Genomic DNA, 26,914 nt, shown 5'->3' with positions numbered 1-26,914 from the left:
GACCGCCACCGCATGACCCTGCCCCACTCCGCCGTATCCCAGGCCACCGCCCGCTCGTACGACAAACTCGACGACGCCCCGGCCGACACCCGGCGGGCACCGCACCCCTCCCGCACCCGGGCCTGGGCGAGCGCCTGGTCGACGCTGACCACCGAACGGATCCTGGACCACCACCACCTCCACCTGACCGACCCCGACGGGGACGGCGAGACCGTCTCCTTCTTCCTCACCGACGCCGACGGCTCCCCGTACTGGACGAGCCAGGAGACTGACGCCGGCGTCCCGCCGGTGTGGTCCGGCCGAGTTCTGTACGCCGGGAGCCCGCACGCCGAGTACGGCGGCGCCGGCACCGCGACCGCCATGATGGCCTCCGCCACCGCCCGGGCCGGCCTCGACCTCGTCACCCGGCTCGGCGCCAGCGCCCTCGTTCACCCCGGTCTCGACCAGGCCCAGGCTGACCGGTTGACCACCGCCGCCCGCGCCGCAGGCGCGGGAACGGTTCTTGACCTGGCCACCGATGTCGCCTGGACCCGCACACTCGGACCGACCCTCGACCAGTGGTGGCAGGGCATGCCCTCGCGCCAACGGCGGGACATCCGCCGCCGCTGGCGCCGGGGCACCGAAGCCGGCCTCGTCCTCGACCCGCACACCAACACCCGGGACATCCTCGACGCCGTACCCGCCTTCGCGCCGCTGGCCGCCGGCACCGCCGACCGCCACGGCACCCGGCTCTACGGCCCCGACATGTTCGAGCAGCTGGTCACCGTCCCCGGCACTGTCCTGCTCGCCGCCCGCCACGACGGCCACCTCGTCGGCGGGATCTACGGCTGGCTGTACGACGGCTGCCTCTACCTCTGGGCCTCCGGCCTCGACTACGAGAACCCCCTCGCCCCGCTCGTCTACACCTGGCTGATGTGCGAGTCCGCCCGCTGGGCACTCGACCAGGGCGCGACCTTCATCGACGCGGGCCGCGCCAACCATTTGGCGAAGGCGCGCCTCGGCTATCGGCCGCGCATCCTGCGCACCGTCGTCCACCTGGACGGCCACCGGCCCGCCACCGAGCACGCGCTGCGACGGCTGTCGAAGCGCCTCGGCGACCAGGCCGCCCCGCACCTGCCGGCGGGGGCCCGTTGGTGAACCCCACCGTGCCCGCCGCCCTGCCCCGTACCGGAAGGACCAGCATGACCACCGTCACCGCCCCGACGAACGACACCCGTGACGAGGGTGTGCTCTTGGTCCTGGGCTCGGGAGACCCGGCCTATCGCTCCTACTGTCTCGCCTCCGCCGCCAAGCGCAGCCCGCTGGTCCTGGTGAACGCCACCGAACCGACCTGGCAGCTGGATCACGTCCGCGACCACGAAGTGGCCCACCTCAACGATCTGGAGCAGCTGCGGTGGGCGGTCGCCCGCCTCGCCGAGCGGCACGACATCAAGGGCGTCGTGACCTGGGACGAGTACGCGCTGGTGCCGGCCGCGCACATCGCCGCCGACCTCGGTGTACCCGGGCAGTCCTCGGCCACCGCCGCGGCCTGCCGCAACAAGGCCGCCTCGCGGGCGGTGTGGGCTTCGGAAGGTGTGCCGTCTGCCCAGTCGATCCGGGTCACCTCCCTTGTGACCGCCGCCCGCGCGGCCCGCCGCATCGGCTACCCCGTGGTCCTCAAGCCCGCCGCCCACGCGGGCAGCATCGGCGTGATCAAGGTGGAGAACCCCGACGATCTGCCGGGCGCGTTCGCCTACGCCGGCGGCCGAGCCGAGGACCAGGGCGAGGAGGGCAGCGGCGTCCTGGTCGAGGAGTACCTGGCCGGCCCCGAGATCTCGGTCGAGTGCGTCACCCGCCGCGGCATCACCACCGCCGTCGCCGTCACCCGCAAGGAACTCGGACCGGAACCCCACTTCGAGGAAGTCGGCCACGTCGTGGCCGCCGGCGACCCGCTGCTCGCGCAGGTCGGCCCGGTTGCCGAGGCCGCCCTGGACGCCCTCGGCATGAACAGCGGCATCTCCCACGTCGAGATGCGCCTGACCGCCGACGGCCCGCGGCTGATCGAGGTCAACGGGCGCATCGGCGGCGACCTGATCGGACACCTGGTCCGTCTCGCCACCGGCCTCGACCTCGCCGCCGCGGCGGCCGACATCGCCCTCGGCCGCGAACCCGACCTCACCCCCACCCGCTCCGGTGCCGCCGGCGTCCGCTTCCTCTACCCGGCCGCCTCCGGAACCGTCCGCACCGCCTGGCCTCGACCCGAACTGGGCACCCCCGACTGGCTGGAGCGCCTCGTGTGGGAGTGCCACCCGGGCGGGCAGGTCCTCCTGCCCCCAGCTGGCGACCTCGGCACCGCGCGCCTGGGGCACCTGGTGGTCACCGGTGCCGACGCCGCCCAGGTCCACGAGCACCTCGCCCACGCCGAGGGCCTGCTCGACATCGTGGTCGACCCGGCCCCGACCGAGGACTGACGCACCGCACCGACGGCGGGCCCGGCGCACTGCTCGCGCCGGGCCCGCCCCGCGACCGTAGCCGCTCGCGCGCACCGACGACACCCCCGGCCCGAGCCGACAACCGAGAACAGGACCGTGGACCTCCCCTCCTACGCCACCGCCCTCGCCGCCCGCCTGCCCGGCACCTGGGCGGCCGAGCACCATCTGGACCTCGACGCGGACATGGCCGACATCGTCTCGCTGCTCGCCCTCGGCCCCATCCAGTTCGCCGACTTCCGCAACGCCTCCGTCCTCATCGACCCCGCCCGGCCGATCGGCCTGCTCGCCACCGAGGATCAGCACACCACCGGGCTCGGCTACACGATCCGCTCGGTCGCCCTGACCGACGGACACGCCTACACCCGGCAGGCCGTCGTCGGCGACCAGCTCCAACTCGCAGTCCCCGCAGACCCGGAGACCGCAGCCGCCGACATCGAGCGCACCCTGCTGCCGAGCCACGACCGGCTCCTGGCCCGGCACCGACTGGCCGTCCTCGAAGAAGCCCTCCGCGGAGCCCAACTGGCCCTCGACCACTGGGACTCGATCTCCGACGGCCTCTGCGACGAAGACGGCTGGCCGCTGGACGAGCAGCTCTACGGCGACGGCAAAGTCCGCCGTGACGCCGACGCGCTCGCACACCTCCAACGGGTCCTACCCCACGCCGACGCCCTCCTCCAGGACGGCCACGCCGCCCACCAGCTCCTGCTACCCGGGCGGGAAGCCGACCAGGCCGGCTACTACCTGCGCGCCTTGGCCGCCACCTTCGCGGCGGCCAACCGGATCCTCGACGAGTGGAACGCCACTCTTCGGCGCTACACCCGGGCGGACGGGACTCCGATCGAGCCCGCCCACACCACCGCGGTGGAGGAACGCAACGCGGAGATGTGGTCGGACATCGACACCTGGCTCAGCAACGGCCCAGCCCTCGCCGCCCTCCTGCACGGTGCTGCCGCCTCAACCGAGCCGGCCGCCCGCACCGCCGCCGCGCAGGCACGCTCACCTCGACTTCCCACAGCGGCCTCCGCCCTTGTCGTCCAGGTCCTGCGAGCAGAACAGGCCGCCATCCGACCCGCCCCGAGTAGGTGAATTCCCTGTTCTGCCCGAGAAGTCCGGCAGGCCGACCTGGCCACGGGCTGACGGACTCCAGCGGCGCCTGGCCAGGCGCCGCGGACTCGCCCGCCCGCCACTGGAAGGGTCACAGCTGGATAACGAAGTGTCGGTTTCGGGAATAAAATCGGCATGTGCCCGGTTGGCCCCGGCATCGCTAACGAAAGGGCTGTACTTGTCGGATTCGCCGAGACCTCACGACGGCCACAACGACCCGCTCGAGCCGGCTGACCTCCCGCCGCTCGATCATATTGAGCTCTCGATCCCTGACTTCCCCACGCTCTCGCCGGACAGGCCCGTGATCCGCGCGGTCCCGCATCACGACGAGCTGAACCCCCGCGGCACCGTGATCACCTGCGGCGAGTGCAACGCGGCCCGCGACTGGCTGCTCCTCAACGTCCGCGCGCACGTCTTCGTCCGCTGCCGCTGCGGCCACGAGTGGCTGGAGGGCGATCTGACGGTCGAGTACTTCGAGCAGCACTTCTCGGCTCCCGAGACCGCCTGGGACGACTTCGAGACGGCGATGGCCTCGACCGGCTACGACGGCGCCTGGGCAGGGATGTACCTCAACTGAGCCGACGGGCCGCAGCCGGCGGGTGCACGGCCCGCGAGCTGGCTTCGGCGGACTGTGCGAAACGACGACGGGGCGCTGAACCTACTGGTCGAACAGTCGGACACGCCGGTGGTGCTCAATTGGGCGATGTCGGCAAGCGCCTGACAGGTGAGGGAAGGGTCCGGTAGATCTGTGCGCGTGAATGACTCCACGCCCGAGGATGACGGGCCCGCCTCCTTCATCGAGAACGCGAAGAGCCTGTACAGGAAGCACAGGCCGAAGGTCCTCGCCGTCGGAGCTGCCGTCGCCACTGTGGCCCTGGCCGCCATCGCCGCCAGTCTCGCTGAGGGGCGGGACTCCGAGAACGCCGAGGATCAGGCGTCGCTCTCCGTCCCTGAAACGACCGACCAGCCCCGGCGGTCCTCCATGGATGATGACCGCGACCCCTTCCTGCGAAGGCTCCCTGCTGGTCAGCACGCCAGCGAGGAGGCCAAGACGAGGTACAAGGAATCGACGGGCAACGACCTCCCCCCTGGCTACACGGGGGTTCGCCCGTGGTCTTATCTGAAGGACTCCTCAGAGGATGAGCCTCCCGGTGAAGCCGCAGCCTGAGCACCTGGGCGAAGGCACCCGGGCCCGGTGCCACGCCCGCCTCCAGAAACTCGGCGTTTCACCCGCGTCCACAACCCCTTGACTCAACTCCAGCATGTGGCTCCCGGCGACCAGGAGGTCGAGGCCGGTGCGCTGCCCAGCAGGTCGTACGCGGCGCCAGCAGCTGGCGGCTGTCCGGGAGGGCGGGGTCCGGGGAATCGATCGTGTGATCCTTTGGCCCCGGCCCGCTCGCGCCGCCGCCGATGTTCTGCGTGTCCCCAAGCCGGCCCAGGCATCCGTCGCCACACTTGGGCCATGGCGCAACCTGACAACCTCACCCGGGCGATCGCCGTAGCCGGCGCCATCGTCGCGGCATTCAGCCTGCTGATCTCGTGGATGGCCTTTCGGCGTGCCAAGCCCAAGGTGAAGGTGCGGGTTGAAAGGTGGGGTATCAGCCCCGTGCTGCGTGAGGGCGCTCGTGAAGGCGAGGAGCGAGATTGTCGCTTTGCTCTGCGCCTGATCAACAAGGGCTCGACGGCGACGGGCGCAGAACGGGTTGAACTTGTCGCTCACTTGAGTCGCGTCCCACGAAAGAAGCCCGAATTCATGAAGGGGGTCCGGTTCAAGGAACCGGTGCAGGTCCCCGCCTTCGACGGAGTCTTGCAGTGGATGGACCTACCCGAGCGCAAGTTGGTTGGCGGGCAGGTACCCAGATACCTACGCTTTCGGGTCTTGCTCTCCGACGGTCGGACGGTGCGAAGTAAGAAGCTCTCGGACGTCAAGGATCCTCTGCCACTGCTTTGAGGTGGAACCTCAACTGAACGCCGCCGCAAGCCACCCAGGCCCGACCGTCAAGCGCTACGCCCGACCCGGTGCCAGGAAATAGTGCAGGGTCGGACACTGCTTCTTCGCCAGTCTGAGCCGCCGGCCCGCAGCCGGCGGCGGCGGGTGGCCGGCACGGGGCCGGGCTTCGGTGGACTCCGCGAAACGACGACGGGGCGGCACCGCGAGAGATCGCGGTGCCGCCCCGTCGTCGTTGCCCCGAAGGGCTCCCGCCTAGCGGTCGAGCAGGCGGAAGCCGCCGTGCTCGTCCTGGAGCACCTGGCCGGAGTTCAACAACCGGGTGAGACTGAGCCGCACAACGGCGACTCGCAGCCCGAGGTCGCCCGCGAGCTCGCCGACGGGCGCCGGGCCGGAGGCGAGGCCGGTGAGCACCGCGCGGTCGGCGTCGGCGTCGAGCAGTTTGCTCACACGGTAGAGGGCGAGGGCGGAGACGCCGCACGCGGCCAGTTCGACGGCGGCCCAGGCGCCGTCGTGTCGCAGGCCCGCCGTGACGGCGATGGCACCGGAGAGGGCGGTGAGCGTGATGAACGTGACCGCCGCATGGCGCAGGCCGCGGCGGGAGTTGTTCAGGTTGGTGGTCACGGAGCCTCCTGGGGAAGTGGAGCGTAGCGGGACTGGGAGAAGAACGAGCAGTCGGTGCGGGGCGGGCGGATCCGGCAGGCTCGACACGGGCGGTCCGGTGCGCCGGGGACGATGTGGTGGTGGCAGATGGTCCGGCCTCCGCTGTCGGCGCGCACCAGGTGGGCGACGACGAGTTCGGCGAGCTGATCGGCGGTGCTCCACCCGCAGCGGCCCTCGCCGGGGTGGTGCCGCGCGGGAGTTCCGTCGATGCCGCCGACGGCCAGCAGGTAGCGGTCAGACGGGGCGAGGTAGGCGAGCACGTGGTAGCGGGTCCGCTCGCCCGCGCTGTTGGCGGGGCCGTAGGCGGTGCCGAACGCGCGGGCGATGCCGACGCGGTCGCCGCGCAGATCGAGGGTCTCGGGTTCCAACGGGCCTCCGTGGTCGCGGTGCTCGACGCGAGGTGCGCGTCGATGACTGGGCCGCCGGGCCGGGCCACGGCGGCATGCGAGGGAGGTGCCGGTCAGCGGTGCGGGCGGCGCTGCTGGGGAATCCGCCCGGGCGTCTCGGCAACGGCCGGGACACGTACGAGCAGGACTCGCGCGATGATCAGCTGGAGAGCGATCAGGAGCACGCCGATGCGGGTGGCGGCCTGCTCGTCGACCAGCAGGGCGTGGAAGGTGAGGCCCACGGCGGCGGCGCTGATCAGGTATTCGGCGAAGGTGAGGCGGCGACGGGCGGACAGGCGGGGAGTGCGGGGGATGGCGCGTCCTTTCAGGAGGTCGACGAGGTGGTGGTGGACGGGCGGGGGGTGGAGCGGTTGACCATGGAGGTGAGGAGGTCGATGACCAGTTCGGCGGGGGTGTGCCGGTTGAACGTGGCGCGCCAGCCGGGCTGGCGGGCGGTGCCGTGCAGCGCGATGATCCAGGTGTCGACGTGCCGGTTGTCCGGCTGGTAGCCGACGTAGACCTGGGTACACGGCGACGCGGCGTGCAGGCCGCCCTCGGCGTCGATCACCCATGACCAGCCGTGCTCGTAGAGGAAGGCGCTGATGGCGTTGGGGTTGCCCTCACCGAGCGGCCAGGTGCGGTGCGGGATGGCGTCGCCGGGCCGGGGACCGCGGACAGCGGGGGCGGAGATCACGACGGACAGAGGGGCCCTCCTTCGGGCAGGCGCTGCGGGGTCGTCCATGTTGACTTGGACTGCCCCGATTTGCGTAGTCCGTTCGAGGGTTCGTCTGCCACAGGCGAACACGCCTGTGCCCGGACCGAGTTGGTCCGGGCACAGGCGCGTTGTGTCGGCGGGGGTGGCGCGGCGGAGGGGCGCCGGTCTGGTTGGGGAAAGGGACCGCGGGGTGGTCGGCCTCGGTCCGGGTCGGGAGGCCGGCGAACCTGGTGGCGAGGTCTGCCGCACCAAGCCCAACGCCTCCGTCAGCGTCTCAGCGTGTTTTGCGGATGGCGTCGGTGGCGGCCTGGGCGATGGCGGCAGGGGCGCTGGAGGGCCGGGGCAGGTGGAGCAGCGTGGTCCCTGGCAGGTGCAGGGACTCTTTGGTGAGGGTGAGTTGGAGCACGGCGCAGCCGGCCTTGGTGAGGCGGTTGATGCGGGTGACCGCGTTGGCGGTTTCGTCGCCGAAGTAGCGGGCGTCGGTGACGATCACGAGGAGACGGCCGGTGCCGGGGCTGCTGAGGTCGAGGCCGTGGTCGAGTGCATCGATGGCGTCGGCGAGGTTGTGCCTGCCACCGCTGGCGTTGAACGTCGTCACGCGCTCCGGCGCCCGGTGGGTGGGCCGGGTCAGCGCGGTCAGATGCGCGTCGTAGGCGATGGTGGCGGTGCGGGAGTCGGGGCCGGTCATGGCCGCTGCACGGGCCACGATCCAGGCAGCGGATGCGACGGGCCCGCAGGCGGCCGACATGGAGCCGGAGACGTCCACGGCGATCCCCGCCCGCAGCGGCGGGGTGGGTGAGTTGCGGCGGCGGGTGGCGGTGAACGGCTCTGCGGTGGGCACCGACCCGCTCGCGCGCTGGGCGTCGCGGGCGAGGGCCGCGCGCATGTTGAGGCGGCCCGGCGGGGTGGGGCTGGTAGTCCGCTCCTCGGTCCGTTCCCGATAAGCCGCTGCTCGAAGCGCGCGACTGAGCTGCGCGGCGGCACTCTGCTCGGCGGCGGTGGGCCTGCGGGTGCCGGTGACCGGGTTGCTGGAGGGCATCGGTGTGCCGTCGGGGCTGACGGTGGCGCTGCGCGAGTTGAAGACCGACCTGGCGGTGGCGGCGGCCTTGCGCCGCTGGTCGGCCTGCTGGGCGCGGCCCTGGGCCTGGGCCTTGGACCGCGCGGCAACGGCGCTGTCCGCAGCAGTCCGTGCCGCGAGGTCGGCGGCGTCATTGGCGGCCATGTTGTCCATGACGATCACCACGGCGCCGGACAGCAGATCGGTGAGGTCCTCCGGCGCGGCGGGCAGGGCGAGGGCAGCGGCGTCCAGGGCGTCGCACCAGTCCTGGGCGTGCGCGAGCATGGTGGTGGCGTCGTTGTCGGCGCACTGGTGGGCCGCGGTCCAGATCCCGGTGAGAGTGGCCAGCAGGTCGGCGCCCAGCACCTTTTCGCACAGGTCGGCGACGGCCTTGGTCTCGCCGGCGTCCAGGATGCCGGCGTCCCGGCGGCCGAGCATCAGGGCCGCCACGCCGGCGGCCTGCTCGACGCCCTGGAAGGCGGGGTTGGCGATGTCGGGCATGACCAGGGTCCGGGCACTGGTGCGCAGGTACGTGCGGTCCATCGGCCGCCTGATCAGGTGAGCGCCTTCGACACGACTCTCCTCCAGCAGCAGCGCGGCCTCGACGACGCGGGGGTCCGCGCCGGTCGGCTCCACCCATTCGGAGTGGGCCGCGTGAGCCGCCTCATGGACGAAAACTCCCCAGGCAGCGGGATAGCGCTCCTCGTCGCCCACGATCCGCGGATGGACCTCGTGGGGCTGGAGAGGCTCGAACAGCGTGGCGTCGAACTCGACCTCCGCCAAGGCGGGAAAGAAGGCGGCCGGTGCGCCGCTGCGGGTGCCGGGACGGCAGGTGACGAGCAGGTCCTGCCGGCCGGACAGCGCGACCAGCCGATCACCCAGCTCGGCTCCCACGCGCAGCCAAGCGGCCGGGGAGGACCGGGGCTGTGCTGGCGGGGCGCCGTCGTCGTCCCAGCGCGCGAGATCGGCGGCGTCGTCGGGCGTGGTGACCGGGGACTGGACGTGGTGATGGGCGCTCATCGCTGGCGGCCCCGGTTCGCGGGTCCGGTGGGCTGCTGAGCAGCCGGGGCGGTTGTGGCGGGGAGCTGACGGCCGAGGGTGAGCGGCTTGACGTTCTTGACGCCAGCGATCTTGCTGACGGCGGCGGCGACCACGTCGCGGTCCTCCAGAGGAGCGATCCCGATCAAGTTCGCCCACGCGGCCTGGCTGCCGAGGACGGCCTCGGTCTTCTGGAAGCTGAGCAGCTCCCGCAGCTGGGGGGCCCAGCCCAGCTCACCAAGCTCGACCTGGCCGGCGAGGTGCCGGGCGACCCGGACCACCCGGGCATCGACCCGCAGCGCCTGAGCAAGGTCATAATCGGTCCCGACCTGGATCTGCACGCTGAACCGGGACGCCAGCGCCTCCGTCAGGATCGCCCCGTGTACGCCCGGATTGTGGCCCGCGACCACGAAGAAGCCGGGCTCGGCCGTGACGGTCTCGCCCTTGTGCGCCTTGACCTGGATCTGGCGGCGCCCGTCCATCGCCGGATACATCGCCGACAGAACCTTGGGCGAGATCAGGGTGGCGTCGTCGATCAGCAGGGCGCGGCCCTCGGTCATCGCGGTGACCAGCGGACCGTACTGCCAGACGTAGCCCCCACTATCGGCCAGCGTGTAATCGCCGATCAGGTCGCCGACCGTGGTGTCGCCATCGCCCGCGACGGTGATCAGATCGGGGAACGCGGCCTCCACCAGGGACGTCTTGCCGGTGCCCGGGGGACCGTAGAGCAGCACCGGCACGTCGGCGGCACGCAGCCGAGCCAGCGCCTCGACGTCGGGCAGGGAGGCCAGCTCCCGGGGGTGGTAGAGCTGGCCCCCCGCGCGGCGGATCGGACCGACCTGCCGGGGCGTCTTCGGTGCGGGCGGGGCCGTGCGGGCCGTGGCCGCCTGGGCCCGGGGAGAGTGCGTGCCCGGTGGGCTGATCACCACGACCGCCGCGGCCAAGGCCGTCTTCCCGTTCGCACGGAACTGCCTTCCGGTGCCGAGCTGGTCGGCCTCTCCACGCCCAACCAGCGTGTTGACCGCCTGCTGGACAGCACCGTGGGAGTGACCCAATGCCTTGGAAATCTCCCCGATGGTGAACGGGGCCGCCGGCCGGTCGGCCAGCAACTTGGCGACCTTGGCCCGCAGCTCGCCGGGCTTGGCGTGTGCCGGCTTGACGGACGGTCCGGGTGTGGTCAAAGCGAGGAACCTCCAACGGGTTCGAGGGCGGGCGGGGTTGGCAATGTGCTGGGATGGCGGGGCCGCTCTCGGAGCGGATCAAGGGCGGGACGATCACCGGGACCATGACGGCGAGGCCGGCCCGCTCACGGGGTCTGTCCGGGCCGGTTCGCCCGGGGCCCCGGCCGGGCCGGGCGGTGCGGGCGCCCGGCAGGGGCGTACCGTCGACGGTCAGCGGCCGGCCGAGTGCTCGGTCCAGGCGCACGGGGTGGCGGTCGACGGGCAGCTCGCTGGCTGCCGAGCAGGCCCGTGCGTCCGGTCCGTGCTGGGTTCGGTTGCTGGGCAGGAGCAGCCAGGAGCCTCCTCGAAGTCGGCCCCGATCAGGATCCGCAGCGCGGCGGCGTTGTAGCCGGTGGTGGTGATCTCGCCGGTGGCGGTGCGCCGGATCGGCACGAACTGCTGGGCTGTGTGCTCTGCGGGCGCCCCCGCCTCGTGGACGGGCGAGGGCCCCTGGGCGGAGTCGAGAGGTTGCGAGGTCAGGATTGCTCCGTGGTGTTCGGTTCGGGGCTTGGAGGGCTTGGAGGGCTTGGGCGGCCGGTGCCAGCCCGTTTCCGGGGCGCGGGACTCGACGGTCAGCGGACGCGGCGCTGCTGCGGCAGCATCCGCGGTGCAGCCGAGGCCGGCTGTTGGGCTGTCCGTGGGCGCCTGGCCGTGGTGCGCGTACGAGCCGCGTCCGCACGGCGGCTCTCCGCCGGGGTGGTGAACAGCTCGTCGCTCGCGTAGCGGAACGCGCCGGCGGCGTCCTCCAGCAGCTCGGCCTGGATCCGCTGGGGCGCCCGGGCGGCGTCGGCCAGGATCTCGGGGATGCGCGCGTCCAGCAGACCGGCCTCGCGGGGCAGCCCGTACGCGGAGGCGACGGCATGGCGGGCGGTCGCCTCGATCGTGGCGGACCACGCTGTCGGCAGGTTCGGGCCCTCGGGCACGATGCCGCAGACCGTCGGGCCCAGGTTGGCGAGGGCCCGCGGCAGGGTGGCCTCGTCGTCGATGGAGGCCATGAGGGCCACCTCAAGGGCCGTGTACGACGCTGCCCCCAGGCGGGAGAAGAGGTGTCCGTTGTGCAGCCAGGCGACTGCCTGCTGCTGCGGACCGAGGGTAGGGGCGGGCAACTCCGGTAGCTCGATGACCAATTCGTCGGGGCTGGCGGTCGTGGCGAGGGCCCGCCAGAAGCATGCCAGCCGCGCGGTGCCCGGGAGAGTGTCGGCATTGGCCAAGGCGGTCAGCACGGCAGGGTCGAGCGGGTTCTGCGGACGCGGGTACACCTGCTGGGCGAGGCGGAAGCCGGCGTCGGCGAGGGCCAGGCAGCCCCTGGACGGCTCCAGCGTCCGGCTCGCGGCGACCAGTAGGTCGGCGACCGGGGCGCTGCCCAGGCCCTCGTAGGCGGCGTTCAGTACGCGGCGGCTGTCCAGGAGTGCGGGGTGTGGGGAGTCGGTCATGGTCGTCTCTACGTGATGGGTTCAGCGCCGCTGGCTGGGGGCGGGGGCGCTGACCAGGGTGCTGCTGGTGGCGGCGGTGCCGGGTTCAGCACTCGGCCGGGGCAGCTGGGTGCCGTGGGCGAGGGCCGCAGCGCGCCGCTGGGCCGGAGCGGTGAGGGCCTCGGCACTCACCGGGGTGACGACGGCGACCTTCCGGTCGGTCGCGTCGAGGTGGAGGCCGGTGGTGCTCCGTAGTAGGGGCTCCGGGGAGGCGAGGTCGCGGCAGAGTGCGGCGGCGAGGCGGGAGGGGGTGTTCGCGCTGATCTCCGCCATCCAGTACCCGCGGGCCCGGTAGCAGCTGATCCGGGCGGCGGGCTTTCCGCGCAGGTCGTGGAGGGCGCTCGGGACGTCGCAGTGGGCGTTGACGTAGCCGTCGGGCGAGCGGAAGGAGACGGAGCCGCGGGGATCGACGGTGCTCTGCCACCCCGCCTCGGCAAGGGGCAGGAGACCGAGGGCCAGGACTCCGGCCTGGAAGGGCTCGCGGGAGCCCGACCCGGCTTCGTCCAGCATGGCGAGCGCCTCGTCGACTACGCCGGCGATCAGCTCGGGCGGGGCCAGGTCGCCGCTGGTGATGCGCCAGGCGACGCTCGCTCCCCGGTGCTGGGCACCCCAGACCCGCCAGGCGGCGCTCTGCCGCGTCGGGCTGTCGGTGCCGTCGGGCCAGGCGACGCCGAGCCTGCCGCACGGGCTGGTCATCGTGTTCGTGCCCAACGCCCAGCCCTGGGAGGCGAGATGGATCTTGATCTGTTCGGCACCACCACGGCCGGGTCCGGCGTAGTGGCGGGGGGTTACGGTGACCAGCTCCGCTTCGGGCTCGGGGCTGAGGGCCGGTTCGACGGCGGTTCGGTCGGGGGTGGTCGGCAGCGGGTTCTCCAGGTCGGTCGGGGGCGCCAGCTGGGGGCGCCATCGCGGCAGGGTGGCGACGGCGGCGGGTTCGATCGTGACGCGGGCCAAGTGGTGGGCGGGGATCTCGCTGCGGCGGCGCAGCGCCGCGTCCGAGGCCAGCGCCACCGCGGCCATGCGCAGGATCGCCTCGGGAGCCCACGGCGAGGCGATGACCTCCCACGCCAGCTCGGAGCTGGTGTTGCCCAGGCTGAAGGCGAGCGTGCGCTCCGGGTGGGAGGGCACCAGGAGGGTGGCGGCGCCGGGCGAGTGGATGAACGTCCGCCAAGGGCCCTGCTTGATCGTCCATCCGGCGTCGGAGAGGATCCGCGCGATGTCGTCACCGGCCCTGCGGTCGGCAAGGACGGTGGCTGGGTCGCTGTCGAGTCGGCCGGCGGCGTCCAGGACAAGGCCGTGGGTGAGTTCGTAGGGCGTTTGGGGGCTGAACCAGGCACACCAGAGTTCCGTGGCGTCCTGCTCCCCGCTGTCGTAGGCGGAGAGCTTCCAGTGGTTCTGGAGGATGCGGCGGCCGAGGGGGAAGTCGCCGTGCTCCAGGGCCATGCGGCGGCAGGGGCTGACGAGCAGGGGTTCTTCGGGGGTGCTGTCCGGGTCGTGCTCCCACCCGTACGCGGAGACGAGGTGGTCGCCCAGGTCGCTGGGCGCGGTGCCGGTGCCGGCCAGCTCCAAGGGGCGGACGGCGACCAGTTCGTCGGTGTCGGTGGGCAGGTCGGTCTCCAAGAACGAGGGGTGGGCGGAACGGCGCCGCGTCGTCCGGGACTCCGTCGGCGGTCACCGCCGTGAGGCACCCGCGGTCGCGGGGTGAGCGGCGGCCGGGTTGCCGGCGGGCGCGCTGGTGCTCGTGGTGGACTGGGCCGGCAGCGAGCGGGTGATGGCGGCGGCCCGGCGGCCGGTAGCGGTAGTGAGGGACTGCGCGGTGACCGGGGTGACGACGACGACCTCCCGGTCGGTGGCATCCAGGCGCAGGTGATCGGGATTGCGGATCAGGGGCCCGGGGTCGGCAGCGTCGCGGCACAGGGCGGCAGCTAGCCGGGAGGGGGTGTTCGCGCTGATCTCGACCTCCCAGAATCCGAGCGCCCGCCGACAGGAGATGCGGGCGGCCGGTCGGCCGCGGAGTTCGTACAGGGCGTCCGGGGGTCCGCAGCGGGCGCTGAGGAATCCATCGGGCGACTCGAAGCTGGCGGCGCCCTTGGGGGTGACCTCGCTGGTCCAGCCGGCGGCAGCCAGGGGGAGGAACCCCAGCGCCAGGACGCCCGACTCGAACGGCATCCGGCCGGCCTTGTCGGCTTCGTCCAGCATCACGGTCGCCTCGCCGATCAGACCCTCGACGATCTCCTGGGGAACCAGGCGCCAGCCGGTGACCCGCCAGGCGACGCCCGCGCCGCGGTGCTGGGTGCCCCAGACCCGCCACGGTGCGTACGTCCGCTCGCGTCCCCAGCCTCGCGGCTTGTCCGACTCGGTGGGCCAGGCGACGCTCAGCCGGCCGCACGCGCTGGTGAGGACGCCCTCCGCACCGACCCATCCCTCCGCCTCGAGACGGTGCCGAAGCCGGTCGACGGCGTCAACGCTGGGCCCGGCGTAGTGGCGAGGGGTTACCGCGACCAACGCCGGAGGTGGGCTGGGCCGTTCAGCACCGGCCTCGTCCGACCCGGCGGGCGCGAGCGTCCCCTCGGCGGCGAGGCCGGGCAGCAGCGTCGTCCAGCGTGACTGGAGGGCGGTGCCGGCCGGCGCGGTCGAGACCCGCTCGCGGTGGTGCGCGGGGATCTCACCGTGGCTGCGCACTGCCGAGTCCTCGACCAGGGCCGTCGCAGCGACGCGCAGCAGCACCTCCGGTGTCCGGGGCGACATGGAGATCGACCAGGCCAGTTCGGAACTGGTGTTGTTCATGCTGAACGACAGGGCCCGCTCGGGAAGTTCGAAGGTGTGGGACGCGCCGGTGTGCCCGTGGGGGTGACCATGCGAACGCCGGGGAGAGGGTACTTCTCCTCCAGCCAGCCGCAGGCGGCGAGCAGCTCGCCCGCGTCGTCGGCCACGTCCCGGCGGACCAGGACGCTGCCGGGCTCACTGCCCAGGCGCCGGGCGGTCTCCAGCACGAAGCCGTAGGTGAGTTCGTGCGGTGTCTGGGGGCTGAAGCACGCCCACCACAGCCACTCCGAGGCCGGCGACTCGCGGGCGGTGAGCATCCAGTTGTCGACCAGCGGGAGCTTGCCGGACAGGAAGTCGCCGTGCTGCAGCCGCAGCCGTCCGCAGGGGCTCTCCAACTGCGGGTTCTCGCCGTCGGAGACCACTCGCCACTGGTACTCGCCAGCGAGGTGGCGCAGAAGGTCGAATGGCGCGGTGCCGGGGGCCAGCGAGTTCCAGCGGGCGGACGGCGACCAGGGCGTCGGTGTCGGAATCGGCAGGCAGCGAGGTCTCCAGAAGCGAGAGGGGCAAGGTCAGGACGGGCGGCGCCGCGGAGCCGGCACGGACGCGCTGCTGCCGGTGTGCGGCCGGTCGGACAGCGGCAACGCGGTGGACACCGGCCGGGCCGCGGTGCTCCGGGCGCGAGCCGCACCGGACCGTCCAGTGCGCGGCGGCCGTTCGGCGAGCGTCTGGGTGGTCAGCAGGTTCCGGTGGCGCGCCGGGAGCTGCCCGGCCCGGCGGACGACCGGGGCCAGAAGGGCGGCGGTCGCGGCAGTCAGCAGCGGCTCCGGGGCGGTCGCGCCGAACCGCACCGTCCAGGTGCCCTTCTCGGCGGCGCCGGTCAGCATCACCTCGCTGCCGGGCGCCTCCAGTGGGAAGGAGAGGGCGGCGCGGCGGTCGGGGGCGGAGACCAGCTCGTATCCGTCCCGCTGATGGCCGGACCAGCCGGCCGCGAGCAGGGCCGCGCGGGCGTGGTGGCCGACGAGGCGGCCGGTGCCGGCGAAGACGTCCGGACGGTGGAGGAGGCCGGTGGCGGCCTCGTCGAGCAGGGACTGGGTGATCTCGGCCGGCACCTGGTGGCAGAAGCCGACCGACCAGCCGATCCCGGTCAGGGACAGCGGGGCCGTGCCCGATCCAGTGGAGAGCGCGATTCCGGTGGTGCCGCTCACGAGGACTACGTGGGTGGGCGAGTTGTAGGGACGGAACCAGCCGTGCTCGGTGGTGAGGAGGGAGGGCAGGTCGGTGTCGCCGGGCCCGGCAAGGTGGGCGGGGCGGACGGAGAGGAGCGGGTCGGCGGAGACGGGGGAAGCAGTGGGCACAAATCTCGTTCGGTCAGGGGGCCGGGACTCGGCCTCGGCCCGCAAGCGGGGTGGCTGGACGCAGGGGACCAGCGGAATAGACGACGGCCGGTGGGGTGCCTGCTGGCACGCTCGTCCGGGCGGTGGCCGCGCGGACCCGGCGGCGCCCGTCGTCGGAAGGCGGTCCGGGATAGACCCCACGCTCCTCGGCCAGCAGTAGGGCGTAGTCGAGCCGGGGCAGCAGCCGGCGGCGGACCGTCTCGGCCGCCCGGGCCGGCGACCCGCTGACGGACAGGCCGAACGGCGTCAGGTCCTCCACCGCGCCGGGGTCCGTGCCGGCCGGGACCAGCGGCGCGATCAGGTAGCGGCCTGTGCGGAAGGGACGGGGGACCACGACCAACTCCCCTCCCTGGCCGTCACGTAGCATCCCGAGACGGTCGTTGACGAACTCCAGCAGGGCCCATTGGGTGATCCCGAGGTCCCAGAGCCGCTCGTACACCTCGGTCAGGGCCGCCGACGTGCGCACGTCCGCCAGCTCCGGCCGCCAGGCACCCGGAAGTCGGCCGGCTACCGCTTCGGTGAACGCCTCCAGGGCGCGGCCATCCTTCACCGTCGCTGCCCCCGGTCCACGGTGGTGGTCCGCAACGGTCCGGCCGGGTCGGGCAGCGGAGTACGGGAGGCCGGTGCGGTGCCCGAACGGGCGGCGCTGGAACGGCCGGTGCCCGGCGAGACGACCTCCAGGAACGGCAGGTGCGTCTCGGGCAGCGACCGGCGGGCCCGGAGCACCGGGGCCGGGTCGACGGCGGCCAGCGCCGCAGCGGTGACTAGGTACGACGGTGCGCCGCTGGTGAAGTCGGCGGACCAAGCGCTGAACCGGTCGTCGATGCCCGCGGTGAGTGTCCAGGAGGGAGGGGCCTGGCCCTCCAGCTCCTCGTAGCGGCCGAACTGGGCGGAGTTGTGCTGGAGTTTGACCTTCGGGTCCGGCGCGCTGAACACGGTCCACACGCCGGCGGTGAGGCTCGTCCAGGCGTGCCCGTCCAGCTGGAAGGGCGAGGTGTACTCGGTGCCAGCCGTCCCGTTGTTGCCGGTCTCGGCGACGAGCCGGGTCACCTCGCCGATGACCTCGGCCGGCGTCTTGTAGCTGAAGGTGGCCCTCCAGGTGGGCATGCCCAGCGGGCCGGCCAGCGCGGTGATCTGCCAGGCGTCCCGGGTCCGCTCGGGAAGGTGCGCGACGCGGACGGTCTGGCAGTCGCTCTCCCACAGCCGTCCGCTCCGGATGGCCACGGACCTCCAGCCGGCCTCGCCCGTCAGGGATGCCACCGCCCGCTCAACCGTGCCGGGCCCGGCCAGGTACAGCGGGCTCACGGCGACCGCAGCGTCCAAGCCGTCGCCATTGGCGAGGAGTTCGACGGCGGTCGGCAGCGCTGCACGGGCTTCGGCAGCGCGCCGGTCGACCTCGGCCTGCTCGGCGAGAGCGCGGGCGACCACCCGCTGCGGCAGGTCGTCGGTGGCGCGGACGACCGGGCTGCTGTCGGCGACGGCGCCGTTCACCGCGGCGATCAGGTGCAGCGGCGTACACGAGCTGAAGGCAGCACTCCAGCCCACGTCCGGGTCGCTCCGGGAGATGCGCCAGGTGAAGCCGCGCTGCACGTCGGCCGCCAGCTCGACCGCCGGGTCGACGAGCGGTGCGACGTCGTACTCGACCTCGCCGTCGCCCGACCTGGTCAGCCAGTGGCCATCGGAGCTGGAAGTCGGCCAACCTGCTTCGGAGAGAGCCTCGTTGGCGTCTGCGAGCGTTCCCTCCAGCGACACGAAGGTGCCCGTGCTGTCGTCGACCTCGTCGTAGTGGAGGGAGTCGGCCAGCTGGCCGAGGAACGCCTCGACGATCTCCGGCGGGGTGGCCCCGCTGAATCCGCCGCGCCAGGCGGGGACGGCGAACGGGTCCGAGGCTGCGGTGACCTGCCACGCTTGCTCCTGGCCGGGCCGGTACCCGACGCGGATGCGGTGGCACGGGCTGGTGGCGATCACCTCGGTGAGATACCGGCCGAGGGCCGTTACTCGCCACCGTGACCCGCGCAGGGGCGCGAAGGCGGTCTCGACGGACTCCCGGTCGCCGGGGCCGGCGAGGTAGCGGGGGCGGACCAGGGTCTCGACGTCGGGCTCGTGGTACGGCAGGTAGGTGTCAGGCAAGGGCCAGAGCTCCAGAGTGGGGTGGGGGCGGTGTCAGCGGCCGTGGGGGCGGCGGATGTTGGGCGCGGTCGGCGGCGGCGCAGGAGCTTGTGCGGGCGAAGGCTGGACTGGGGCGACGCGAAGCCGGGCCGCTTGGGACCGGGTGGCTGCCGGAAGGGGCGCGGAGGTGTCCCGGGTCCACTCGTACGCGGCGTCGAGGCTGGCGAACTGACCACGGCGCACCGTGTAGGCGGGGCTCCTGTCGTCGGGCAGCCGCCAGAAGAAGACCTCCGCCGACGGGCTGGCGGTCTGCTCGGTGTCGGTGGCGACCACCCAAGTCTCGTAGGGCGGTTCGTGACGGCTGAAGGTGTCGTGGATCTCGAACCGCTCGCCGCTGCCGCGCAGGAAGTCCTCCAGCTGTTCCGTCTCGGCATCCAACGGGTCGCTCCAGCCGTCCGGCTCCAAGACCCTGCTGGGCTCCGCCCCGCGGCCGACGAGCCAGTTCTGCGCGAGCGGGATCAGCGCGTGCGATGCCATGGTGGCCCGGACCGTGCGGGCGTTCGGGTCGCGGTCGAAGTGGGCGGCGACGATCTGCGGCGCCCCGGCCCGCTCGTGGTGGGCGGCATCCGCGTCGAGCAAGAGGAAGTAGTCGTGCAACCGCGCCCCTGGGCGGCGAAGGGTGTCCGACGCCCACTGCTTCGCGATGATCCACAGCGAACTCTCGAAGTCGAACAGCCGGTTGATGGTCCGGGCGGACACGGCGTCGACCGCCTCGAACTCGTCGAGGTCCAGTTCGTCGCGGGCGTCGTGGAAGGAGGCGATGTACAACAGGCGGTCTCTCTGCTCAGATCAGCCGGCGTCGGTTCGCCGGGAGTAGGTCGCGGCGGCGGCCCGCACCAGCGCCCGCTGCTGCTCGATCGGGAGGGCATCGAACGTGGCGATCTTCGCCTTGGTCGCCGGATCGAATATGCCGCTACCGGTGTCGGCCAGACCGGCGGTGCTGAGGATCCGGCCGATCACCTCGGCCTCGATCAGCGCCTCGCAGCTGTCGTTCACCTCCCAGTAGATCCGGACGTGGGTGGTGACACCGACCAGGGCCTCGGACAGCGGTCCGCGGTGACCCAGCAGCAGGCCCAGAGCGGCGAGTACATCTTCGGCGGCACACCGCAGCAGGTCGGTGTCCTCCGGATGGGAGAGCCAGCGCACCCCCCTCATCTCGTACAGCTCCTGGGCCAGTTCGGGGTCGCCGGAGTGCTCGGCCTCGGCGGCCAGGCACGCGGCGATGCTCGCCTCGGTGGCGTCCAGGACGCCGACGACATGGTCGAGCATGGCCCGCAGCTCGCTCTCGTAGACGGGCAGCAGCGAGTCGGCGAGTTTGTCGGCGGCCGTGGCCGGGTCGGCGGGAACGACGATCGAGCCGAGCGGGGAGGTACTGGTGTACACGGGCACGTCGAAGGCGATGAGGGGGCAGATCAGGAAGGACCGGCCCGCTTCGGCGGCGGGCAATACCAGCAGCCGGCGTCCGTCGAGGCCGTCGAGCACGGCGCTCTCCGCCATGGTGTCGCGGTCCAGCCCCAGCTCCTGGGCACGGCGGCGGTCCCACACGCGGTAGTAGAAGTGGTGGCGAAGCTCGGCGTCGTCGCGCAGGTCCAGCTCGGTGGCCTCCCACTGGTCCGGGAGTCGCTCGGCCAGGGCGTGCGCGAAGTCCGCCAGGGGGCTGAGGGGGTTCTGAGGGCTGGTCATGATCGGATTCCTTCGGCGGACTTCTTCGTGGACAGGTGGTGCAGGACGCGGGGCAGGGTCATCGCGGAGTCGAGGCGACCGGCGGCGAAGTGCACGATCTGCCCTCCGGCGCCGACGTCACCGGGGCGGGCCAGGCTGTAGCCGGCGGCGACGTTGTCCTCGCCGCGCCGGACGCGGACGATGACCCCGCGCTCGGCCAGCGCGGCGAAGTAGCCGTTGGGGTCGGCCGCCTCGGACAGCGCCAGGTGCATCTGCCGCTGCAGCCACACGCGGGAGGGCTCGCTCCAACCGTGCCGCTCCGCCTTGATGATCTCGGCGCTGGTCGGGTAGCTCGTGCTGGTCCGCTCGCCGATCCCGACACGGCGCAACCCCCACTCGGCCTCAATGGCCCGGCACTCGGCCTGCGCCCGCATTGCGTCGCGGTGCATGCCGGGCCGGGCGCCGGAGGGCAGGACGGTGACGGCGGCGAGGTGGATGTGGTGGACGGCGTGGCGCACCGCCACCCACCGGCAGCCGGGGCCCTCCTCCGGCTCGAGACCGGTGGCGCGTACGACCCGGCGGGCCACCTGGGCCCACTGCTCGTCGCCGAGGATGGGGTCCTCTGGTGCGGCGCGGACGGAGCAGTGCCATACCCGGTTCGGCGGCATCGCCCCCAGCTCGGCGGCGCGCAACTGGGCGTGCTGGTCGAGGCGGTCAGCGAGCCGGCCGACGCTCGCGCGCGGATGGCGTCCCGGGTCGGGGGCGCCGTGCAGGTCCCACGCGGCGACGAGGTGCGGGTCCTCGTGTTCCTCGCGCCGACCGGGGCCGTAGAGGTAGGCCAGCAGCGGGCGGATGCCGTTGCCCCGGGAGACGTCGGGGATCACGACGCCTCCAGCACGGTGTCCAGGACGGTGTACGTCTGCTCGGCGACGGATGGCAGGGCCGCGAGCGCGGCCTCTCGCCCGGGTCCGTCGCTCGAGTTGCGGACGGTGGCGACGGCGGCGTTCAGCTCGCCCGCCACGCGGTCGAGGGCTTCGACGAGCGGGCGCCGCGGGTCGCGGTCGGGTCGGTGGAGCGGATCGCCGCACTGGGCGGCGGCCAGGGCGGCGTTGCCGATGAACCCGGCGATCGTGAGGCGCTCGGCGGCGGCGCGCTCGCCGATGGCGGCGATGGCGGCGGGGGTGAACCGCACCGTGGTCTGCACGCTGCGGCGCTCCGTCGTGCGCGGTCGTCGCTGCGGCCCGGCGGCGGCCGGCGACTGGGTGCTGTCGGGCGAGGTGATGCGCGGTCCTTCCAGGGAGTGAGGGGGCGTCAGCGGCGTTGCGGTCGAGTGGGGCAGCCCTCGGTTGTAGCGGGCACCGGGGCGTTGGGGGCCGACACGGTGACCGCGACCGAGCTGTGCGCCTTGGCGCCGGCGGCGCGGGCGCTGGGGGTACCGGTCAGCGGTGGCAGCGGATTCTCGGGATGCCCCAGCCGGTCGACCCAGCTCCGGGCGGCCTCGACGGTGGCGAAGCCGCCCTGGCGCAGGGTGTACGAGTGATTCGCCGTGTCGACGTCCTCGTAGAAGAGGCGGATCGGCTGCTGCCCCGGATCGGGTCGGGTATCGGTGGCGATGATCCACGTCTTGTAGAAGTCCGGGCTGTCGTGGGTGTAGTCATCGACGAGCCGGAAGCGGTCTCCCGAGGCGGCCAGGAATTCCTCCAGGCCCCGGGTGGCCTGGTCGGTGCTCATCGGGTCCTCGACGTCCACGGTGAGCTGCTCCGGGTCGGCGCCGCGGCCCACGAGCCAGTTCTGCGCGAGAGAGGCGATGGGGTGGCGGCTGTAGTCGAAGCGGTACGTGCCGTCCCCGAGGTCACGTTGGACGTGGATGGCCGCGTACTGGGCCAGGCCGGGGACGTCGTGCCAGGTCATGGTGCCGTCGTGCACGACATAGAAGCTGTCGCGGAGGAGCTCGGTGTGCGGATTCGTCGCGTGCTGGACCGCCAGAGAGGTGTACATGTCCAGGCTGAGAGCGAGGTGGTCGAGCCTCGACTCGTCGTCGGCGGTGACGGGGCGGAGGTCGTCGACGTCGAAGCGGGTGTCTTCGAGGGTTTCGAGGGTGGTGATGGGTGGTGTCCTTCTCGCGTCAGCGGCGGTGGGAGGGGGCTCCGGCGGAGGGCGGTGCGGGTGCTGCCAGCGGCAGGCCCGCTTCGGCTGTGGCGAGGGGTGTGGTCCGGCTTCGGGCCGCCGCCGCCCGCGAGTCCCCGGCCTGCGGCGGCTGGTCAGCGGCGGCATGCTGGTACCGGTTGGCCAGGTCTTCGAGGCCGCGGCTGGCGAGGGCGAAGCGGGCTCCGACGGTCTCCAGCTCGACGCCGGTGAAGCGCAAGACGCCGTTGGTCTGGACCGCCCCGTGCTTGCCCTCGGCGACCTGGGCGAGCGTCTCGCCAGCCCGGGAGGCCGTCGCGCGCAGCTCCCGGTCGAGGGTGTCCACCTCGTACGCCTGGCGCTCCACCAACTCGGCCAGAGCGTGCGCCGGCGACCCCTTGGGATGCCGTTCGGGCAGCTCCCAGGAGTTCTCGATGCCGAACCGGCCCTGGAGGAGCTGCTGGCCGGCGAACACTCGCCGCTGAGGCCGGGGCGCCGCAGGCTCAGGGCTGGATGCCGGGTCCACCAGGATGAGACGGATCCGCTCCAGGTTGCCGAGCCACTGCTCGCCTCGCTCCCGGACGTACCAGCGGTTCACCTCGGCGTCGGCGTGGGCGAGGACGCGGTCGAGGGCTGCGGCAGCCTTCGGTCGGAGGTCCGTCGGCAGAGGCGGGACCGGCTCGCGCGGACCACTGTTGAGGTTGACGTCGTCTCCGCCTGGGCACTGCGAGGCGATGACGGCCGCGGCGGCGACGACCTCCTGGGCCATGTCGTTGTCGAGCGGGCCCTCCGGCATGGAGACCGCGACATCGAAGAGGCGGTGGAGCCACGGCGGCAGCTCGCTGTCGAAGAGGCTGTCGAAGCGTTCGGCGGTGCCGACGGCGGCGTCGTTGTGGAACGGGCCGGTATCCCAGCTACCGATGGAGATCTCCTGAGTTGAGGTCTGAGGCGGGCCCGACGAGCGGGCTTTGGGGTCGAGGGGCCGGTCAGCTTCGGGACCGGGCAGTCGGCGAGGAAACGGCGACGCTGACGGCGGGGGCCGCCTCCGGGGCGGTGGGCAGGGCGACCGGCCGGGTGCGGGCGGCGGCCGAGCGGGCGGTAGGCCGTTGCAGCGCCTCGTACCGGGTCTGCCCCTCGGAGGTGAGGGCCAGGTCGTGGCCCCGGACCAGGTCTTGGCGCTCGTAGTGGTCAACCAGACCCTTGCCGATCAGGGCGTCAACGGTGGCGACCTTGACATCGGCCCCGCCGGCCACGACCCGGAGCGACCCGTGGCGCACGCTCTCGTAGATGGTGACGGTGGACGAGCCGACCAGCCGCAACGCCTCCTCCTGCCGCACCGGCAGCCGGCCAGTCGCTGGTGCCCTCTTCGCCGGCGGCACCGGGGCCGGGGGCGGGACGAAGGCGGGCAGTTCCTTGTAGATGCCGATCAGCGCGGTGAGCGAGCGGTGCAGTTCGGTGCGGCGGGTGACCAGGAGGTCGATGTCGAGAGCGCTGTTGCGCAGGATCCCGTTGGTGACAGGCATGGTGGTGTCGTGGCCGGCCGCGATGCGCTGGAGGTCGTCCTGCAGGGAGGCGGCGAGAGCGACCAGCCGGGTCTGCACGTCGTCGAGCTTGACGGCGGTGGTGGCGATCTCGTCGGCGACCGCGCCGTGGAGGGTCGCTGTGCGGTGCCCGGGCAGGTCGCGCACCCGCTGGACCTGGAGCTCGGACCACACCGTCCGGCTGCCCAGGTCGGTGTTGCCGGGTACCCGGGGCCTCCACGCGGCGACCGGGATTCCGCTGTTCGCACTCACGCCGCGGCCAGCTGCCGCGAGGTGATGATGGCGATGCCGGTGGCGACGGCGTCCTGAATCGTTTCCACCAGCGGCACGCCAGCCGTGGCCAGGCGCTTCGCTCCGTGAAGCCCCGTGGTGTGCAGCACCGGGACGGCCCCGACGGCGTGTGCGGCAACGGCATCGTCCACGCTGTCCCCGATCACCAGGGTGCGGGCCGGGTCCACCTCCGGCCCGAGAGCCTGGATGTGCGCGATCATGGCGGGCGCCTTGCTCGGAACCGACGGCCCCGGCCGGCCGTCGACCCGCTCCAGCAGCCCGGTGATGCCGACCGACTCCACCTCGCGGACGAGCCGCTCGTGCGGCGCGAGCGACAGCAGGCTCTGACGTACGCCCCGGGCCCGCAGGCCCATCATCAGCTGCCGGGCACCCTGCTGGAGCTTCACCGGCCGCTGGGCGAGTTCGGCGAGGAACGCCTCGTCGGCGGAGTGCCACTCCTCGTCGCCGAGCTGGCGGCCGAGCAGGTCGCCGTAGAAACTGCGGATCGGCATCCGGTGGAGCGCCTGGTAGGTCTCCACACTGATCGGCTCGCCGCCCAAGCCGGGCAGCGTGGCGTTGAGGGCGGCGACGTGGTCGCCGAGGTCGTTGCGAAGCGTCCCGTTCCAGTCCCAGACGATGGTGATCGGCGCGGGCTTGGCCGGGTTGGTGCGGCTGTGCAAGAAGTCCAGCTCCAGGGAGAGAGGGGAGAGATCAGGGAAGGGTGAGCCGACGTCGCCCCACACCGAGGACGGCAGCGGCCACAGCCGCGCCCATCAGGGGAACGGCGGCCGTGGCGGCGTGGCCGGAGGCGGAGAGTTGGCCGGCGACGGCGGTGCCCGCGGCCTGCCCGAGACCGATCACCGCGATCAGCCAGGCGGCGGCCTCGGTGGCGGTGTCGCGGGGAGCCAGTGCGTCGCAGGCCACGAAGGAGGAGGCGAGCCACGGGGCGAGGAACAGCCCCGGCAGGACGCTTGCCGTGATCATCAGCCACGGCGGTGCGGGCAGCAGCAGGACGGCGAAGGCAGCGGCGTACGCGCCGCCGACCGCGGGCAGGGCCCGGCTGGGTGGCCACGGGCGCTTGAGCCGGGCCCATGCGGCGCCGCCGACGAGGCTGCCGAGCGACAGCGCCGCCGGGAGCACGCCGGCGAGCCATCCTTCCTGGTGCCGGTCGGCGTAGGACAGCGCCAGGACGGTGAACGAGCCGAGCGTCACCCCGAAGAACACCGAGGCCGCGAGCAGGACCAGCAGACCGGTCGAGCGCAGCGGACCGAGCCAGTGGACCGCGCGTGCCACGGACCGGAAGCGGGCCGGAGGGCGGGCGGCGACGGCCAGGGTGCCCGCGCTGCCGGCCACCGCGCAGGCGACCAGCGCCAGGTCGGGCGAGGCGAGCAGGCACACGGCGGTGGCCAGCAGCGGTCCGGCGACGAACACCACCTCCTGGGAGGCGGAGTCGAGGGCGAAGACCTTGTGATGGCGGCGCGGTTCGACCAACCGGGTCCACATCGCCCTGAGCCCGGCCTCGAGCGGCGGCGTTGCCAGACCCGCGGCGACCGACAGCACGCCGGCGGCCAGCGGCTGTGCGGCACAGTCCACGAAGGCCAGAGCGGTGAACGCTCCACCCGAGACCGCTGCGGCGGGCACGGCGACGGCGGCCAGGGTCGAGCGGTCGACCACCCGGCCGAGCAGCGGCTGACCCACCGCCCCGGCCACCGCGTACAAGGCGGCCAGGACGGCACCGAGCGCGGTGGAGGCGTGATCGGCCCGGGCCGCCAGGAGGACGGCGATCGGAGCCATCGCCGCTGGCAAGCGGCCCACCAGGGTGCCCGCCAACAGCGGGGTGACGTGCGGGGTTCGCAGAACGGACCGCTCACGGGACGGGCCGGCACCTACCGGAGGCACTGGCTGGGAGCTGTCACCGCCGGCAGGAGTGGACGTGCTGATCGTAGGAACGGAGGACGGGGAAGACGTGATCATGGACCTCGGGTGGGATCGGCAGTCCGGTAGGGCGGGGCTCGTCAGCGGCGGTGAGCCGAGGCGGCGACGAGCAGCGGAGCTGGCGGCTGCGGAGCCGGGGCGTGCGAGAAGGAGATGTGAAGGGTGATGGTGCGCAGGTCGGCCGCCGCCGCCCGGGCACTCACCGGCTGCTCGGCGCCCCGCGGTGAGGAGAACAGCTCGCCCTGCGCCGGGCTCTTCATGACGACGGCACTGGTGCCGGCGGCGGCCAGCGCGGTACCGGGCCGGGCCGGCGCGGCCGAGTGGTGAGCGGCGGAGGTCCAAGTCGACAGGTCGCTGTACACCCGGCCGACCGCCAGGCCCGCCTCGGTGGCGCTCCACCGGTAGACGCGGCGGGTGCCGCTGCGGGCCACGAGCCCGCGCTCCTCCAGGGCGAGCAGTCGCTGGTACGCCGCCGCCTTGTCACGGGCATTGAGCGAGGTGACCAGGTGCGGGTAGGCCATCGGGTCGCGGCCGGCCAGCTCGCTCAGCAGCGGGACGGCGTGGGAGCTGGCCAGCAGGCCCAGAACCTCCTCGATCATCTCGGGCGCCTGCTCGCCCGCCACACCCGGACGGGGGTAGCGCTGGGCCCAGGCGAGGGCGGAGGCGTGCACGGGCGCCAGCGCCTGCCCCTTCGCAGACAGCGCGACGTCGAACCGGGACGCGCCGGTCGGAATCCGCGTGGCGACACCGGCCCCCGCGAGCGCACGGACGACCGAGTACGCGCTGCTCACCGGGATCATCGGGTCGGCCTCCAGGAGGTCGCCGCTGCTCGCCGCGCCCTGCCGCAGCGCGTGGACGATCCGGGTGGCCCACCGGATGGAGAGGAGCTCGGCGGCCCGCTGGACGGCGCTGGTGGAGGACTGCGACGTGACGGGCGTGGTGGCGGTGGCGGTCGACACTGGTAGATCTCCGATTCAGG

General features: G+C 73.0%; 30 protein-coding genes. 6 read left to right on the top strand and 24 right to left on the bottom strand.

Features of this window, described 5'->3' with window-relative positions:
* Positions 1–12 precede the first annotated feature (12 nt).
* The 6 genes from AB0J08_RS03275 (at position 13) to AB0J08_RS03250 (ending at position 5,526) form a co-directional block, all read left to right on the top strand.
* Entirely contained in the window at positions 13–1,137 is a 1,125-nt protein-coding gene (locus AB0J08_RS03275; protein WP_360626048.1) for a GNAT family N-acetyltransferase, read from the top strand.
* 44 nt (positions 1,138–1,181) lie between these two features.
* On the top strand, positions 1,182–2,450 hold the full coding sequence (locus tag AB0J08_RS03270; protein WP_360626045.1) for an ATP-grasp domain-containing protein: 1,269 nt from the start codon (positions 1,182–1,184) through the stop codon (positions 2,448–2,450).
* Between the two features lie 117 nt (positions 2,451–2,567).
* Entirely contained in the window at positions 2,568–3,557 is a 990-nt protein-coding gene (locus tag AB0J08_RS03265; RefSeq protein ID WP_360626042.1) for a hypothetical protein, read from the top strand.
* A 319-nt stretch (positions 3,558–3,876) separates the two neighbouring features.
* Positions 3,877–4,152: a hypothetical protein gene (locus AB0J08_RS03260; RefSeq protein ID WP_360626038.1), complete on the top strand. Its 276-nt coding sequence runs from the start codon at positions 3,877–3,879 to the stop codon at positions 4,150–4,152.
* 177 nt (positions 4,153–4,329) lie between these two features.
* The gene (locus AB0J08_RS03255; RefSeq protein WP_360626035.1) at positions 4,330–4,743 is read left to right on the top strand and encodes a hypothetical protein; all 414 of its coding nucleotides are present in this window, start codon (positions 4,330–4,332) and stop codon (positions 4,741–4,743) included.
* A 294-nt stretch (positions 4,744–5,037) separates the two neighbouring features.
* A complete protein-coding gene (locus AB0J08_RS03250) occupies positions 5,038–5,526 on the top strand; it encodes a hypothetical protein (protein WP_360626032.1) in 489 nt (162 codons plus the stop codon).
* A gap of 252 nt (positions 5,527–5,778) precedes the next feature.
* On the opposite strand, the gene AB0J08_RS03245 is transcribed toward AB0J08_RS03250, so the two are convergent.
* From AB0J08_RS03245 to AB0J08_RS03130, 24 genes are all read right to left on the bottom strand, one after another.
* Positions 5,779–6,147, bottom strand: a complete 369-nt coding sequence (locus tag AB0J08_RS03245) for a hypothetical protein (RefSeq protein ID WP_360626029.1) — start codon at positions 6,145–6,147, stop codon at positions 5,779–5,781.
* On the bottom strand, positions 6,144–6,554 hold the full coding sequence (locus AB0J08_RS03240; RefSeq protein WP_360626026.1) for a hypothetical protein: 411 nt from the start codon (positions 6,552–6,554) through the stop codon (positions 6,144–6,146). Before AB0J08_RS03240 ends, AB0J08_RS03245 begins: the two co-directional genes overlap by 4 nt.
* 92 nt (positions 6,555–6,646) lie before the next feature.
* Positions 6,647–6,814 carry a hypothetical protein gene (locus AB0J08_RS03235; RefSeq protein ID WP_360626023.1) on the bottom strand — a complete coding sequence of 56 codons (168 nt, stop codon included), beginning with the start codon at positions 6,812–6,814 and terminating at the stop codon, positions 6,647–6,649.
* Between the two features lie 83 nt (positions 6,815–6,897).
* Complete coding sequence (locus tag AB0J08_RS03230) at positions 6,898–7,266, bottom strand: DUF317 domain-containing protein (protein WP_360626020.1); 369 nt, start codon at positions 7,264–7,266, stop codon at positions 6,898–6,900.
* 295 nt (positions 7,267–7,561) lie between these two features.
* Positions 7,562–9,364, bottom strand: a complete 1,803-nt coding sequence (locus AB0J08_RS03225; protein ID WP_360626017.1) for a hypothetical protein — start codon at positions 9,362–9,364, stop codon at positions 7,562–7,564.
* Positions 9,361–10,512 (bottom strand): AAA family ATPase, encoded by a 1,152-nt coding sequence (locus tag AB0J08_RS03220; RefSeq protein WP_360626382.1) that lies wholly within the window; start codon positions 10,510–10,512, stop codon positions 9,361–9,363. The genes AB0J08_RS03225 and AB0J08_RS03220 overlap by 4 nt, the downstream gene beginning before the upstream one ends.
* 261 nt (positions 10,513–10,773) lie before the next feature.
* Positions 10,774–10,995 (bottom strand): hypothetical protein, encoded by a 222-nt coding sequence (locus AB0J08_RS03215; RefSeq protein ID WP_360626014.1) that lies wholly within the window; start codon positions 10,993–10,995, stop codon positions 10,774–10,776.
* 179 nt (positions 10,996–11,174) lie between these two features.
* Positions 11,175–12,035, bottom strand: coding sequence for a hypothetical protein (locus AB0J08_RS03210; protein ID WP_360626011.1), 861 nt, complete (start codon positions 12,033–12,035; stop codon positions 11,175–11,177).
* Between the two features lie 21 nt (positions 12,036–12,056).
* Positions 12,057–13,694 (bottom strand): DUF317 domain-containing protein, encoded by a 1,638-nt coding sequence (locus AB0J08_RS03205; protein ID WP_360626008.1) that lies wholly within the window; start codon positions 13,692–13,694, stop codon positions 12,057–12,059.
* Positions 13,695–13,745: 51 nt separating this feature from the next.
* On the bottom strand, positions 13,746–14,861 hold the full coding sequence (locus AB0J08_RS03200) for a hypothetical protein (protein WP_360626005.1): 1,116 nt from the start codon (positions 14,859–14,861) through the stop codon (positions 13,746–13,748).
* Positions 14,858–15,262, bottom strand: coding sequence for a DUF317 domain-containing protein (locus AB0J08_RS03195; protein ID WP_360626002.1), 405 nt, complete (start codon positions 15,260–15,262; stop codon positions 14,858–14,860). The genes AB0J08_RS03200 and AB0J08_RS03195 overlap by 4 nt, the downstream gene beginning before the upstream one ends.
* A gap of 147 nt (positions 15,263–15,409) precedes the next feature.
* Positions 15,410–16,195, bottom strand: coding sequence for a hypothetical protein (locus tag AB0J08_RS03190; protein ID WP_360625999.1), 786 nt, complete (start codon positions 16,193–16,195; stop codon positions 15,410–15,412).
* Between the two features lie 13 nt (positions 16,196–16,208).
* Positions 16,209–16,784, bottom strand: a complete 576-nt coding sequence (locus tag AB0J08_RS03185; protein WP_360625996.1) for a hypothetical protein — start codon at positions 16,782–16,784, stop codon at positions 16,209–16,211.
* Positions 16,781–18,364 carry a DUF317 domain-containing protein gene (locus AB0J08_RS03180; RefSeq protein WP_360625993.1) on the bottom strand — a complete coding sequence of 528 codons (1,584 nt, stop codon included), beginning with the start codon at positions 18,362–18,364 and terminating at the stop codon, positions 16,781–16,783. The genes AB0J08_RS03185 and AB0J08_RS03180 overlap by 4 nt, the downstream gene beginning before the upstream one ends.
* Before the next feature lie 33 nt (positions 18,365–18,397).
* Positions 18,398–19,171 carry a hypothetical protein gene (locus AB0J08_RS03175; protein WP_360625990.1) on the bottom strand — a complete coding sequence of 258 codons (774 nt, stop codon included), beginning with the start codon at positions 19,169–19,171 and terminating at the stop codon, positions 18,398–18,400.
* A 21-nt stretch (positions 19,172–19,192) separates the two neighbouring features.
* The gene (locus AB0J08_RS03170) at positions 19,193–20,086 is read right to left on the bottom strand and encodes a hypothetical protein (RefSeq protein ID WP_360625987.1); all 894 of its coding nucleotides are present in this window, start codon (positions 20,084–20,086) and stop codon (positions 19,193–19,195) included.
* On the bottom strand, positions 20,083–20,949 hold the full coding sequence (locus AB0J08_RS03165; protein ID WP_360625984.1) for a hypothetical protein: 867 nt from the start codon (positions 20,947–20,949) through the stop codon (positions 20,083–20,085). The genes AB0J08_RS03170 and AB0J08_RS03165 overlap by 4 nt, the downstream gene beginning before the upstream one ends.
* Positions 20,946–21,269, bottom strand: a complete 324-nt coding sequence (locus tag AB0J08_RS03160) for a hypothetical protein (protein ID WP_360625981.1) — start codon at positions 21,267–21,269, stop codon at positions 20,946–20,948. The genes AB0J08_RS03165 and AB0J08_RS03160 overlap by 4 nt, the downstream gene beginning before the upstream one ends.
* 107 nt (positions 21,270–21,376) lie before the next feature.
* Positions 21,377–22,063, bottom strand: a complete 687-nt coding sequence (locus AB0J08_RS03155; protein ID WP_360625978.1) for a hypothetical protein — start codon at positions 22,061–22,063, stop codon at positions 21,377–21,379.
* A 127-nt stretch (positions 22,064–22,190) separates the two neighbouring features.
* On the bottom strand, positions 22,191–23,111 hold the full coding sequence (locus AB0J08_RS03150; protein ID WP_360626379.1) for a DUF4259 domain-containing protein: 921 nt from the start codon (positions 23,109–23,111) through the stop codon (positions 22,191–22,193).
* A gap of 64 nt (positions 23,112–23,175) precedes the next feature.
* Positions 23,176–23,982 (bottom strand): hypothetical protein, encoded by an 807-nt coding sequence (locus AB0J08_RS03145; protein ID WP_360625975.1) that lies wholly within the window; start codon positions 23,980–23,982, stop codon positions 23,176–23,178.
* The gene (locus tag AB0J08_RS03140) at positions 23,979–24,680 is read right to left on the bottom strand and encodes an HAD family hydrolase (protein ID WP_360625972.1); all 702 of its coding nucleotides are present in this window, start codon (positions 24,678–24,680) and stop codon (positions 23,979–23,981) included. The genes AB0J08_RS03145 and AB0J08_RS03140 overlap by 4 nt, the downstream gene beginning before the upstream one ends.
* Positions 24,681–24,711: 31 nt before the next feature.
* Positions 24,712–25,794 carry an MFS transporter gene (locus tag AB0J08_RS03135; RefSeq protein WP_360625969.1) on the bottom strand — a complete coding sequence of 361 codons (1,083 nt, stop codon included), beginning with the start codon at positions 25,792–25,794 and terminating at the stop codon, positions 24,712–24,714.
* A 221-nt stretch (positions 25,795–26,015) separates the two neighbouring features.
* Positions 26,016–26,894 (bottom strand): winged helix-turn-helix transcriptional regulator, encoded by an 879-nt coding sequence (locus AB0J08_RS03130; protein WP_360625966.1) that lies wholly within the window; start codon positions 26,892–26,894, stop codon positions 26,016–26,018.
* Positions 26,895–26,914: the final 20 nt, after the last annotated feature.

Source organism: Kitasatospora sp. NPDC050463 (assembly GCF_040655255.1).
Taxonomy (GTDB): Bacteria; Actinomycetota; Actinomycetes; order Streptomycetales; family Streptomycetaceae; genus Kitasatospora.
Note: the sequence above shows the minus strand (reverse complement) of the source record. Positions and strands in the feature narration are given on the sequence as shown.